This is a genomic window from Geomonas sp. Red276 (assembly GCF_054784495.1).
On the sequence record NZ_BLXW01000048.1, the window covers coordinates 1 to 12,692 of the forward strand.

The following is a 12,692-nucleotide window of genomic DNA, read 5'->3' on the forward strand; positions in this document are numbered from 1 at the left end:
TGACTGGAACTGGAAACGATTCTTCACGGCAGCCTCCTCGGATGGAATGTGCCGTGATTATATGAACCACCTACGACGTAATATGTCGCGCTTGTCTTCCAGCGGAAGATTGGCGCTAATCAGGAAAGAGTATGAACAGTCCCATCGCCAGGGTGAAAAGGAGATCTCCGAGGTTCTTTGCGGCACTGGTCGCCACCGCAAGAAGGTATCCCGACGCGCCGGCAGCGAGTTTGGCACCCATGCCGGAGATATCGATGCCGAATCGCTCTCCCAGGGAGGCAATTTCGTGGGCAAAAGGAAGGTGGCTGAAAGAGCCCGCCGCGGTGGTCTTGAACGCCATCGCCAGCCGCACCCCTTCCTTGTACCAATCCGCGGCGTTCAGGGCGAGGGTGACCACCAGGGCGACCATCGGCAATACGAAGCATATGGCTACCGCGAGGACCATAACTCCGGCAGTTCGACCTGGGTGGCCGGGGAACTTCCGGGCCAGCCGGTCGTAGTGGGGAAGGGTCGCCACACCGATGATAAGCGCCCAGGCAAGCGGGGTGGCGATGGGGGCTGCCAGCAGGGCGAACAGGCAGACGGCGGCGGCAGTCCCCAGGGCGGCCATAATGCTCAGGTATGTTTTCTTGTCCATTGCAGTCACCTCCCGCGGGCCCAAAACCCGATTCCCTATAGGTGATAGCGAGCATCGTTGTTCATACTAATGCGGCGTGCTGCAGGACTTCAGCTTCCCATCCGTAATTCTAAACAGACGAGGGTATCCGTCAAATCGGATAGGTACGCACCCCCCTGCAAATTGACGGGAGGGGAGGGCAAGTTACACCGGTCTACATGCCTAAGCCCCCCCGGACGGCGCTCCCCGCCTGAGAAAATGCCGTACGACACCTTCGTGCCTTTGTGCAGGACGGGCGTCTTGGTAACGGCCGATGAGGGCGAGGCCGAGGCAGGGCGATGGGGGGGCGGGGCCCAGAGGAAACCATGAACGAGTCAACCTTCAGCAGGCCGGGGGTGGCTTCCCCAGTCAGAAATCCCAGGGTGCGGGCCGCAATGGGGTTTTTTGTGTGCCGCATGGTGTGGTGTGCTGACCTTGGGGGTTCCCGGCCCTGCATGTGCCGGAGGTTCATGCACCGGAATTCACGTGCAGATTCTCGACATCCGAAACAGCAAGGGCACCGTGGCCTGCGCGCTTTTCGAATCGCCGGCCGGCTTTCCCACCGATTATCTGCGCTCGGCGGTCAACATCATGGTGATAAAAATCCGGAAATCACAAGCGCGCTGCGACTTTGAAGATCTCCCCCCGGGAAAATATGCGCTGGCGGTGGTTCATGATGAGAACATGAACGGCAAGCTCGATACCACCTTGTTGGGCATCCCCAAGGAAGGCTATGGTTTTTCCAACGACGCAAAGGGGGTGATCGGCGCGCCATCGTTTTCTGCCGCCAGCTTTCCCTACGACGGGCGTGACCTGGAGCTGACCATCCGCCTGCATTACTAGCTTTTCCGTCAACTCTCGACCAGGCACGGACACTTTCCGGAGACGCTCCCCAACCCGCTCGCTGCCGCTACGCCCCAGCCAGGCGAAGGTGAGGAAGAATCGCGTGGACACAGGAGTAGAGCATGGATAAATATCGGCTCAAGCTGTTCGTCACCGGGCAGACGTCGCGCTCCTCGCGTGCCATAGCCAACCTGCGCCGGATTTGCGAACACGAGTTGGGGACGGAATACGAACTGAACATCATCGACGTCCTGGAACGGCCGCAGTCGGCAGAAGATGAAAGGATCCTGGCGACGCCGACCCTGATCAAGGAATTCCCTCTACCGGTCAGGCGAATCATCGGGGACCTCGCAGACACCGAACAGGTGTTGCTGGGACTCGAGCTGCCGCCGCGAGGGGGTGAGAGATGACGGAAAGAACTCCCACCAAAGTCGCCCCGGTCGAGAAACTGGCGACCCATATCCCCGGTTTCGATCACATTTCCTGCGGCGGCCTTCCCAAGCACCGCACCACGCTGGTGCTGGGGACCTCCGGCAGCGCAAAGAGCGTCTTTGCCGCCCAGTTTCTGGCCGAAGGGATCTCGAAATCGGGAGAGAGCGGTGTTTTCGTCACCTTCGAAGAGGCCCCCGTCAACATCCGCAACAACATGGCCAGCATGGGGTGGGACATCGAGGCGTGGGAACGGGAAGGGAAGTGGTGTTTCGTGGACGCCTCCATTTCACCGGGTGAAGAGCCGCTGGTAGCGGGGAGTTACGATCTCGGAGCCCTCTTGGCCCGCATCGAACACGCGGTCGGCGTGTGCCATGCCGACCGGGTTTCCCTCGATGCGCTCGACGCCATTTTCACCCAGCTGCGTGACCGGGCCACCGTCCGGCGGGAATTGTACCGGATCGCCTCGACACTCAACCGGATGAAGGTGACTTCCATCATGACCGCGGAACGGGTCCTGGAGTACGGCGATGTCTCCCGTTACGGAGTCGAGGAGTTCGTGGCCGACAACGTCGTTATCCTGAGAAACATCCTGACAGAAGAGAAGCGGCGCCGCACCATCGAGATCCTCAAGTTTCGAGGCGCCGACCACAAGAAGGGAGAACACCCCTTCACCGTCGTCCCCGGCGAAGGGGTGGTGGCGGTCTCGCTCTCCGCCATCGAGCTGACGCAGAGGTCGTCGGACACCCGGACCACCTCGGGCAATCACGAACTGGATCTGATGTGCGGCGGCGGCTTCTTCCGCGATTCGATCATCCTGGTCTCCGGTAACACCGGTACCGGCAAGACCGTGATCACTTCGGAATTTCTCGCCGGCGGCCTGAAATCCGGCGAGAGGACCATGCTTTTCGCCTTCGAGGAGAGCCGCGACCAGTTGCTCCGTAACGTGAGCGACCTCGGTACCGATTTCGAGCAGATGGAAAGGGAGGGCTTTTTGAAGATCGTCTGCCAGTACCCGGAGATCATGGGGCTGGAGGATCACCTGATCGGCATGAACAAGAGTATCCGTGAGTTCCGGCCGGCCCGCATAGCCGTGGACAGCATTTCCGCGCTGGAACGGGTCTCCACCAATAAAGGTTTCCGGGAGTTCGTCATCGGCCTGGTCTCCTCCGTCAAGCAGCAGGAGATTTCGGCGCTCTTCACCTCCACCACGCCGACCCAGCTCGGAGCCTCCACCGTCACCGAAGCCCATATCTCCGCGACCACCGACGCGATCATCCTGCTTCGCAACGTCGAGATGAATGGGGAAATGCGGCGGGGCCTCACCGTTCTCAAGATGCGCGGCTCCCAGCACGACAAGGATATCCGCGAATTCTTCATAGACGGCCACGGAATGCACATCGGCAAGCCGTTTCGCAATGTGAGCGGCATCCTGATGGGGAGGCCGGTCCGGGGCACCCCCGGGGGGACGGCGAGCCCCCCGGGCGAAGAGGTGTAAGGTGCGAGGCTTACGACGAGGAGCGAGCCATGCTTGACAGGCATTCCCAGCTCGAAGAAATGATTCGCCAGCGGACCCTGGAGTTACGGGCGAGCGAAGCGCGTTTCCACAATATCGTGTCCATCAGTACCGAGGGGATCCTCATCCTGGACCGCGCCGGCTGCATCATCTTCGCCAACTCGGCGGCGGCGTCCCTTTTCGGCCGGAAGGTGGAAAAACTCCTGGGGGAACAGTTCGGTTTTCCGATTGTCGCGGGTGAGACCACCGAACTGGACATCCCCGGCAGGGAGGGGAAACCGAGGATCGCCGAAATGCGGGTGGTCGGCACGGAGTGGGAAGGCAAACCCGCCTGCCTGGCGACCCTGCGCGACATCACCGAGCGCCGCCATGCCGAACACGAGCTCCGGAAGTTGTACCGTGCCATGATGCAAAGCCCGGCGAGCATCCTCATTACCGATGCCAAGGGAGCGATCGAGTACGTCAATCCCAAGTTCACCGAAACCACCGGGTACCTGGCGGTAGAGGTTCTGGGGAAGAGCCCGGGCATGCTGAAATCGGGAAAAACACCCCCTGAGGTTTTCAAAGGGATGTGGCAGGCCATCACCGGAGGCCAGCCATGGCATGGCGAATTCATCAACAGGAAAAAGAGCGGGGAATATTACTATGAAGCCGCTTCCGTGGCGCCTGTCACCGACGTGGATGGGACAATCACCCATTTCGTCGCGGTAATGGAAGACATTACCGATCGCAAGCAGGCCGAGGAGGAGGTCGGGAGGCTGAATGCGGAACTGGCCTCGCGTGCCGGCGAACTGGAAGCTGCCAACAAGGAGTTGGAGGCGTTCAATTATTCGGTTGCCCATGATCTGCGCCAGCCGTTGAATGTCATCGGCGGTTACTGCCAGGGAATCAAAATGCACTGCGGCGGCCGGCTCCAGGAAGAATGCAAGGAAATGCTGCAACAGGCGTACAACGGTACCTTGCGCATGAATCGGCTGATCGACGCCCTGCTTCATTTTTCCCGGCTGGGGCGCGTAGAGCCGCTCCGGGAGACGGTTGACCTCTCCGGCCTGGTGCATGGAGTGGCCGAAGAGTTGAAGCTGCCCCATCCCGAGCGGCGGGTGGAGTTTCGCATCGCCGACGGGGTTATGGCCACGGGAGATGCCAATCTTTTGCGGGTGGTCTTCGCGAACCTCCTCGGCAACGCGTGGAAGTACAGCGCTGCGACGGAGAACGCGCTCATCGAATTCGGTGTGACGGAGATCGGGGGGGTGCCCGCCTATTTCGTCCGGGATAACGGAGCGGGGTTCGACATGGCCGACGCGCACAAGCTATTTATCCCTTTCCAGCGCCTGCCGGGTGCCGAAGAGGTGAGAGGTTTCGGTATCGGGCTCGCGACCGCGGAAAGGATCGTTGTACGCCACGGCGGCAAGATATGGGCCGAGGGGGCACCGGGAAGAGGGGCCTGCTTCTTCTTCACCCTGCCGGTAACCGCAGATGCGGAGAAAGCCGGGACTCCCGAGGGAAAGGCATGAAGGCAAGGATGTCGATAGCCCCTCGCTGTCAGCCTCGTCGGGGGGGGCGCTCAAGTTCTGCAATGACCTGGGCTCCCAACAGCAGGATTATCGCGGCAACCTCTATACTGAGAAGGGCCACAACCGTTATGGCGATGGACCCGTAAATGACGTTCACCATGGATACGGCAGCGTAATACCAGACCAGCACCCTGCGGGTGATCTCCCACAGAACGGCTGCGGTCAGCCCGCCGATGAGCGCGTGGCGAAATCTGACCCGGGCCACGGGCATCACCAGATAGAAAGAAACGAATATCAGCACCTCACCAACTATCCCCAGGACATAAAGCGCAGCCCCGGTAGCGCCTCCCAGGTTCAAACTCCAGCCAAGAAACGTCAAATGCCTGCTTTCGAGCGTCTCGATGGCCCCAACAATGAACGACACCAGCACTATGCCCAGCCCCATGACGAAGATGTATGCATAGGGGATAAGCGCGGACAGGAGAAGGTTGCGGCGCCGGTTCCTGACCCGCTGGGAAAAGATCACCGATATGGCGTTTTCCAGAACGGAAAAGGCTATGGAACTGAAAAAAAGCAGGGCAAGAAAGCCGATGATCCCCACTGCTTTACGATGTTCAAGGAATGCCCGCACCTGCTCGGTCAAGGTCGCCGCATAGCCGGGGATCAGCATTTCCAGGTACCTTGACAGGGTATGAATCAGCTCCTGTTCCTCTATGAAATTGGTCAACACGATGAGGGCGAGGATGGACATGGGCACGATGGATAGCAGCGTATAATAGGCGACAGCGCCGGATAACATGATCCCCTGGTTGCGTATGAAACCGCGTAGCGCCTGCAGCAGGAAACTGAGGAGACTTCTGATGACCCGATTCGGAGAGTGTGGTTTGTCCATAGTCATAGTGGTCACAGAATCGGGGCGGCTTCCAGGGGAACCACAATGCCTCTCCGGTTTGGTGTCGCACCCGCCGCATAGCTGAGGGCAGGTGCCGGATTCAAGTGTAGTCGACGGACTGTCACTGCCAGACAGAGACAACCGCTCGCCTCTGGGCCAATTTATGTGTTCATCGCGCTGAGTCGAAGAGCGTGAGGGGCTAAGACTTCTGTGTGATGTCGCTCGATCGTGCTTCTAGGCGATTTTGTCATACTCGCACATGGCCACGATTGCCTAATTGACAGGACGGAGACTCGAGATACACTGTGAAATATTTAATGTCAATTTTGCACGCCCATCACAATGAAGGCGCGTCGGTTAAACTGCATCGCGAAACTTCCGGCGTCAAAGATTGATAGGACGGGATCGTGAAATACCCCGGACAATTGGTGTTGCTGCCTCATTGGTGGGTATGCCGCCGCCGACCCCGGAGAGGTCGGTGCAGTGGGCGAGGAGGGTATTCGCCCCATCCAGGGGGGCGACTCAGAGCCGTTGAAAAGGTCAATCCAAAAGGGTGTACCGGGATGGATACACCCTTTTCTGTTTTGTTCGCCCGAAAGCCAAGGAGGTCCGACCATCGGACTTGCCCCGCCCCGTTCCGTCTTCTACGCCCAAATTAGTGCGGCCTGCTGCAGGACTTCAGCTTTCCGTTTTCAAAGAGAGTTATCGATTCGAATTGCGCGCAGGTTTTACCATCGATCTCGATCGACTTGGACAGGTCGCAGGTGTCCAGTTTTCCCGACCGGTAGAAGCTGACGCGTCCGTACTGGTTGCAGATGATGGAGCCATAAATGAAAAAATCGCTGGATACACAACTTTTGAGTGCTCCGTTTGGGTAAAAATTGATCGGCGCATATTGCTTACATTTAACGCCATTGACAGTGAAATCATCCTTTAGGGTACATGAGCTCACTTGCCCCTTGGCGAAATAGGTTATTTCACCGGTACTGCAAATTGAGGGGTCAGCACCCAGGCATGTTCCGGCATTGGTCATGAGTATGATGCTCATCGTGATGAATGTGTATTTCATAAGTGTCTCCTTGTGTTGCCACTGCGCCTGTGGGTCACGACGCTCGGATTGTTGCAGTGCCTGCCGGTGTGGATAGCTGAACCTGGCTTTAATTGTAATCAGCGAACTATGCCCGTCAAACAGAGGGCACGGGGACCGTGCGGCAACTGAAATCTGAATGGCAGATTTTGCGGATTTGCCGAGGCGGAGCGGGGATGCAACGGCCGTGGCACGGAACGGCAAGGCGGCCGAAAAATTAGCTAAGTCGTCCATCAAGGAGAGTAATTCGATGCCACGCATGCACACGGAGACCCACAGGGCGGGCCGCATCGGTTGGCTTCGCGCAGCCGTCCTGGGCGCGAACGACGGAACCATCTCGGTGGCAAGTCTTGTGGTCGGCGTTGCCGCTGCCGGTACCCCAAGGGGGAGCATCCTGCTGACCGGTGTGGCCGGTCTGGTAGCTGGTGCCATGTCCATGGCGGCAGGCGAGTATGTATCGGTTCAGTCGCAGGCAGACACCGAAAAGTCCGACATAGAGAGGGAAAAACGCGAACTTGCAACCGAGCCGGAGAGCGAATTGGCCGAACTGACCGCGATTTATGTAAGCCGGGGTCTTGATCAACCGCTGGCGAGGGTGGTAGCGGAAAGGCTTATGTCGAGAGATGCCCTGGGAACCCATACCCGTGACGAACTCGGCATCACCGAGACGCTCCGGGCACGGCCGATCTCCGCCGCCTTCGCCTCGGCAATTTCCTTTGTCGCGGGTGCCATAATCCCGATTGCGGCGGCATGGCTCGCGCCTGCAACCCGCATCGTCGAAGTCCTGTCTGCGACGGCACTTGTCGCTTTGGTCCTCCTCGGTGGCACCGCGGCATACGCAGGCGGAGCACCCATTGCCAAGGGGGCCTTGCGGGTGGCCTTCTGGGGCGCGCTCGCCATGGGCCTCACCGCGGGGGTGGGCAGGCTCTTCGGTGCGGTCGTTTAGGCGGCGACGGAAGATTGGTTTTTGCACGGGGTGGGGCATGAAGGACCATGAAAAAACCAAAGCTGAATTGATTCGGGAACTGAGCGAACTGCGCAGGCGTGTCGCCGCGCTTGAAACAACTGCGCGTGCGTGTGAGCAGTATGAAACGGCGATCCAGGATGCCAGGGCCTATGCCGAGAACATCGTGGAAACCGTGCGCGAGCCCCTTGTGGTGCTGACGTACGACCTGAGAGTTCTCACGGCCAACCAGAGCTTCTACGCCTCCTTCAAGGTGACCCCCGAGGAAACGATCGGTAATTTCATCTACGAGCTCGGTAACCGGCAGTGGGATATTCCCAAGCTGCGGGTACTCCTCGAGGAGATCCTCCCCCAGGAAACCGTGCTCAACGGCTACGAGGTCGCGCACGATTTTCCCGAAATCGGCCGTAAGATCATGCTGCTCAACGCCAGGGAGATATTCGGAAAAAGGATCGGCTCACACATGATCCTCCTGGCCATGGAAGACATCACCGAACGCAAGCTGGCTGAGGATCGGATCAGCGAGGTCATCCGGCAGCAGCAGGCCATTCTCGACAATATCCCCAGTATCGCCTGGCTCACGGACAGGGAGGGGAGGTATGCCGCCGTGAACGAGCCGTTCGGCAGGTCGGTTGGCATGGCGCCCAAGGATCTGATCGGGAAGAACGATTACGACATCTATCCGCCGGAACTTGCCGTGAAGTACGAGCAAGACTCAAGGGAGGCGATTGCGAACGGTACCCGCACCTATTTCGAAGAGTCCATTGCCGACCGGGAGGGGAATGTTCAGTACCTGGAGAAGATAGAAACGCCCATCTTTGATGACAAAGGAGCGGTCACCGGGATCATCGGCATCGCCCACGATATTACCAGCCGCAAGAACGTGGAGGTGAGGCTTCGTCACGACAGCACGCACGATATCTTGACCGGCCTCTATAATCGGGCGTTTTTCGAAGAGGAGTGTGAACGGCTTGCCCGAAGCGACCAGTTCCCCATGAGCATCGTGATGGCGGATGTAAACGGGCTGAAAACGGTCAACGACACCCTGGGGCATGAAGCGGGGGATAATCTCCTCCGTCTGGCGGCCCGGGTCATCCTGGAGGCATTCCGGATCGGCGACGTAGTTGCCCGTATCGGGGGAGACGAGTTTGCCGTTCTTCTTCCGGCGACCGGCAAAGGCGCAGCGCAGGAAGCCGTGGGGAGAATCATGAACTGCTCCGAGATCAGCCAGGGTCAGGTGAGCATCGCTTTCGGCGTTGCCTCGGCAGAAAACAAAGATCAGCTTGCCCAAGCCTTGAAGCTCAGTGACCGGCGGATGTACAGGGATAAATCGGACCAAAAGCGTCGCTAGCAGGTGCTAGCGGCATTTGCCGCGACAACCTCGATACCAGGGCGATCTGGATGGTGTCGCTGGTGGGTAAGGCGGAGGCGGGTCACTCCCTGGCAAAACGGCGGAAGAACCATCTCTTCATCCCTTCCACCGCCAAGAGGTAGGCGAGCAGCATGGCCGTCAGGATCAGGAAAAAGAACGCGGGCGGCGCCACGAAACCGAGGTGCCTGCCGGCCGGGGTAAAGGGGAGCAGCGCGGCGACCGCCACAACGGTCAGCGAACAGACGACCAGCCAGGGGGTGGGGCGGCTTCGGAAGGGGTTTTTGCGGGTGCGGATGATGAAGATGACCAGCACCTGCGTGGCCATGGACTCGACGAACCAGCCGGTATGGAAGAGCGCCTCCCCGGCGTGGAAGAGGGCCAGCATGACGTAAAAGGTGAGGAAGTCGAAAACCGAGCTGACCGGGCCGATAACGAGCATGAAGTTGCGGATGAAGCTCATGTCCCAGTGCCGCGGATGGCTCAGGTAGTCGTCATCCACCCGGTCCAGCGGGATAGGGAGCTCGGATACATCGTAGAGGAGGTTGTTCAAAAGGATCTGCACCGGCAGCATCGGGAGAAACGGTAGAAAGAGCGAGGCGCCGGCCATGGAGAACATGTTGCCGAAATTCGAGCTGGTGCCCATCATGATGTACTTCATGATGTTCCCGAAGGTGCGCCTTCCTTCCAGCACACCGGCGTGAAGCACCCCCAGGTCCTGCTCCATGAGGATCATGTCCGCCGCCGCTTTCGCCACGTCCACCGCGCTGTCCACCGAAATGCCCACGTCGGCCGAATGGAGCGAGGGGGCATCGTTGATGCCGTCGCCGAGATACCCCACCACGTGCCCCCGCTTCTTCAGGGCGAGGATGACACGGTTTTTCTGGGCGGGAGCTACGCGGCAGAAGAGGTTCACCTGCTCCGCCCGCGCCGCGAGAGCCGAATCGTCCATTTGCTGAATCTCCGCCCCGGTCAGCACCCCGGTCACGGTAAGGCCGAGTTCCGCGAAGATATGCTGGGTAACCATTTCGTTGTCACCGGTGACGATCTTGACCTCGACCCGGTCGGCGGCAAGTCCCGCCAGGGCCGCCTTGGCGCTCACCTTGGGCGGGTCGAGGAAGCCGGCGAATCCCGCAAAGACCAGCTCCGATTCATCTCCTACCACGGCGTGAGGGTGGTCCATCCCCACCTGCCGCGAGGCGATTCCCAGCACCCGGAAGCCTTCTCTACTCAGCGCCTCGAATTGCGCATCGATGGCAAGCCGCGCCGCCTCGTCGAGAGGACGTGCCTGCGCCTCTCCGTCGGCCTGGTAGCTCTCGGACAACCGCAGGATATCCTCGGGCGCGCCTTTGACGACCAGTAACCTCCCCATGCCGTTTTCGAGGAGCACCGAAATCCGGCGCCGTTCGAAGTCGAACTGCACCTCGTCGATCTTCTTCCAGCCGCTCGCGTCGATTTCCCTGTGCTCCAGGATGGCGTCATCCAGGGTGCTCTTCAAACCGGTCTCGTAAAAGCTGTTGAGGTAGGCCAATTCCAGGACCCGCCGGCTGTCCCGCCCCAGGGGATCCAGGTGACGCTCCAGATGGATGCGGGCCTCGGTCAGGGTGCCGGTCTTGTCGGTGCAGAAGACATCCATGCTTCCCAGGTTGTGGATCGACGCGAGCCTTTTCACGATCACCTTGGCGGCCGCCATGCGCAGCGCTCCCCGTGACAGGGTCACCGATACCACCATGGGGAGCAGTTCAGGGGTGAGTCCCACCGCCAGGGCCACGGCGAAGAGGAACGATTCGAGCCAGGGGCGGTGAAAGAAGGCATTGACCAGCAGGACGAACAGCACGAGGAGCACCGTCATGCGCATGATGAGGAGCCCGAACCGGCGGGTCCCCTCTTCAAAGGAGGTGGGGGGGGCCTTGGCCAGCAGCGTGTCGGCAATCCCGCCTAGTTCCGTTTGCTGCCCGGTCCGGCATGCCAGCACCTTGGCCGTGCCACTCACCACCGATGTCCCCAAAAGGACCGTGTTGGCGGCCGCCAGAACCTGGGCCTCCTCCGGCAATTCCACCGGAGACTTCTCCACCGGGAAGGCTTCCCCGGTCAAAAGGGCCTGGTTCACGAAAAAGTCCTTTGCCTCCAGCACCCGGCCGTCACAGGGAACCAGGTCGCCCGCGGCAAGGAGTGCCACGTCTCCCGGCACCATCTCCGCAAGGGGAATCTCCAGGAGCGTGCCATCGCGCAGCACCTGTCCGCGCACCGCCACCGACTGGCGCAGATGTTCCGCTGCCTGGCCGGCCCGGTATTCCTGGACGAAATCGAGAGTGACGCTGATGAGGACGATGGTGCCGATGATGAAGAAGCTCGCGGCGTCGCCGGTGAAGGCCGAGAGGGCACTGGCGGTAAGGAGGATGATGACCAGCGGGTTCTTGAATTTGGCCAGGAATTGCAGGACCAGCGCCTTGCTGCGCTCCCCATGGATCAGATTGGGGCCAAAGCGCGCCAGGCGCGAGGCCGCCTCCGCGCCGGTCAGTCCCTGCGGGCTTGAGGCCAACTGTCCCAGGAGCGCCGGGACCGGTAGTTGCCAGAAGTTGAAATCCGTTTTGTCGGCAGCTGCAGGCATGATGGATTGTCTCCGATGCTTACCGCTTTGGCTGCGAACTCTCCACGCGAAGTGATCGGTTGCCAGTTTGAGCGTGCGGACGATCCACAATTGGCACTGTATGGAGCGCTGTCTGCCCGTGGGGAAATTATAACTCTTTCCCTCCGGTGTTCTTCCTGCCGGCCAACATTTCGAAGAAGCAGTGAGAGGGGGCGCTCTTGACATGAAGGCAGGCCATCATAGACTTACCTATGTCGAAAGATTACAGAATTCACATCCAACGGCAGGGCAGCGGGCCGTGACCTGTCCACCACGGCAAAGGAGAGAGCCTCATGGGAAAACTGCAGCGTATGTTGAAACTGTTGGTATGCATCGGGCTGGTAACCTCATTCCTGGGGTGCGCATCCACCTCAAAAAAGGAAAGTACCGGGCAGTACTTCGATGACTCCACCATCACGACCAAGGTGAAAGCTGCGATCCTCGGTGAACCGTCCCTGAAAGTCTTCCAGATCAACGTCAAGACCTACAAGGGGGTAGTCCAGTTGAGCGGTTTTGTCGATTCCCAGGGTGCCGCCCAGAGGGCAGGGGAGATCGCAGGCCGGGTGGCGGGTGTCTCGGAGGTGAAAAACGACCTGACGGTCAAGTAGCTCGAGGCAATCTTCCGTCACTGGAGGGTTGCTCCGGACACTCCGCGTAATGCTGAATAGAGCTCCCGCCCCTGGGCATGGTCACATCGTGAACCATGGGCGGGCTCACTCATGTCCGTAAAACGCTCGGTCCCTCTCACATTCCCCAGTACCGTCTGACTCAAGCTGCCCCCACCCCCACATCGA

At 59.8% G+C, this 12,692-nt stretch carries 11 protein-coding genes; 7 read left to right on the forward strand and 4 right to left on the reverse strand.

Annotated features, from left to right (window positions below; all coding sequences use genetic code 11):
• Window positions 1-115: 115 nt before the first annotated feature.
• Window positions 116-637, reverse strand: a complete 522-nt coding sequence (locus ACYVL5_RS21380) for an AI-2E family transporter (protein WP_460597596.1) — start codon at window positions 635-637, stop codon at window positions 116-118.
• A 504-nt stretch (window positions 638-1,141) separates the two neighbouring features.
• Between ACYVL5_RS21380 and ACYVL5_RS21385 the strand changes: the two genes are divergently transcribed.
• The 4 genes from ACYVL5_RS21385 (at window position 1,142) to ACYVL5_RS21400 (ending at window position 4,957) form a co-directional block, all read left to right on the forward strand.
• A complete protein-coding gene (locus tag ACYVL5_RS21385) occupies window positions 1,142-1,498 on the forward strand; it encodes a DUF2141 domain-containing protein (RefSeq protein WP_460597597.1) in 357 nt (118 codons plus the stop codon).
• Between the two features lie 122 nt (window positions 1,499-1,620).
• On the forward strand, window positions 1,621-1,908 hold the full coding sequence (locus tag ACYVL5_RS21390; protein WP_460597598.1) for a circadian clock KaiB family protein: 288 nt from the start codon (window positions 1,621-1,623) through the stop codon (window positions 1,906-1,908).
• On the forward strand, window positions 1,905-3,425 hold the full coding sequence (gene kaiC, locus ACYVL5_RS21395; RefSeq protein ID WP_460597599.1) for a KaiC family protein: 1,521 nt from the start codon (window positions 1,905-1,907) through the stop codon (window positions 3,423-3,425). The genes ACYVL5_RS21390 and kaiC overlap by 4 nt, the downstream gene beginning before the upstream one ends.
• Window positions 3,426-3,454: 29 nt before the next feature.
• The gene (locus ACYVL5_RS21400) at window positions 3,455-4,957 is read left to right on the forward strand and encodes a sensor histidine kinase (RefSeq protein ID WP_460597600.1); all 1,503 of its coding nucleotides are present in this window, start codon (window positions 3,455-3,457) and stop codon (window positions 4,955-4,957) included.
• 28 nt (window positions 4,958-4,985) lie between these two features.
• Here the strand turns inward: ACYVL5_RS21400 and ACYVL5_RS21405 are convergent, their stop codons facing one another.
• Complete coding sequence (locus ACYVL5_RS21405; protein ID WP_460597601.1) at window positions 4,986-5,855, reverse strand: YihY/virulence factor BrkB family protein; 870 nt, start codon at window positions 5,853-5,855, stop codon at window positions 4,986-4,988.
• Window positions 5,856-6,504: 649 nt separating this feature from the next.
• Window positions 6,505-7,197: a hypothetical protein gene (locus tag ACYVL5_RS21410; RefSeq protein ID WP_460597602.1), complete on the reverse strand. Its 693-nt coding sequence runs from the start codon at window positions 7,195-7,197 to the stop codon at window positions 6,505-6,507.
• Here ACYVL5_RS21410 and ACYVL5_RS21415 point away from each other — a divergent pair.
• Together ACYVL5_RS21415 and ACYVL5_RS21420 are read left to right on the forward strand one after the other, a co-directional pair.
• Entirely contained in the window at window positions 7,187-7,882 is a 696-nt protein-coding gene (locus ACYVL5_RS21415) for a VIT1/CCC1 transporter family protein (protein WP_460597603.1), read from the forward strand. The two genes, ACYVL5_RS21410 and ACYVL5_RS21415, sit on opposite strands and share 11 nt — an antisense overlap.
• A 37-nt stretch (window positions 7,883-7,919) precedes the next feature.
• Window positions 7,920-9,251: a sensor domain-containing diguanylate cyclase gene (locus tag ACYVL5_RS21420; RefSeq protein WP_460597604.1), complete on the forward strand. Its 1,332-nt coding sequence runs from the start codon at window positions 7,920-7,922 to the stop codon at window positions 9,249-9,251.
• Between the two features lie 82 nt (window positions 9,252-9,333).
• On the opposite strand, the gene mgtA is transcribed toward ACYVL5_RS21420, so the two are convergent.
• Window positions 9,334-11,880, reverse strand: a complete 2,547-nt coding sequence (gene mgtA / locus ACYVL5_RS21425) for an HAD family hydrolase (RefSeq protein WP_460597605.1) — start codon at window positions 11,878-11,880, stop codon at window positions 9,334-9,336.
• 311 nt (window positions 11,881-12,191) lie between these two features.
• Between mgtA and ACYVL5_RS21430 the strand changes: the two genes are divergently transcribed.
• A complete protein-coding gene (locus ACYVL5_RS21430; RefSeq protein WP_460597606.1) occupies window positions 12,192-12,506 on the forward strand; it encodes a BON domain-containing protein in 315 nt (104 codons plus the stop codon).
• Window positions 12,507-12,692: the final 186 nt, after the last annotated feature.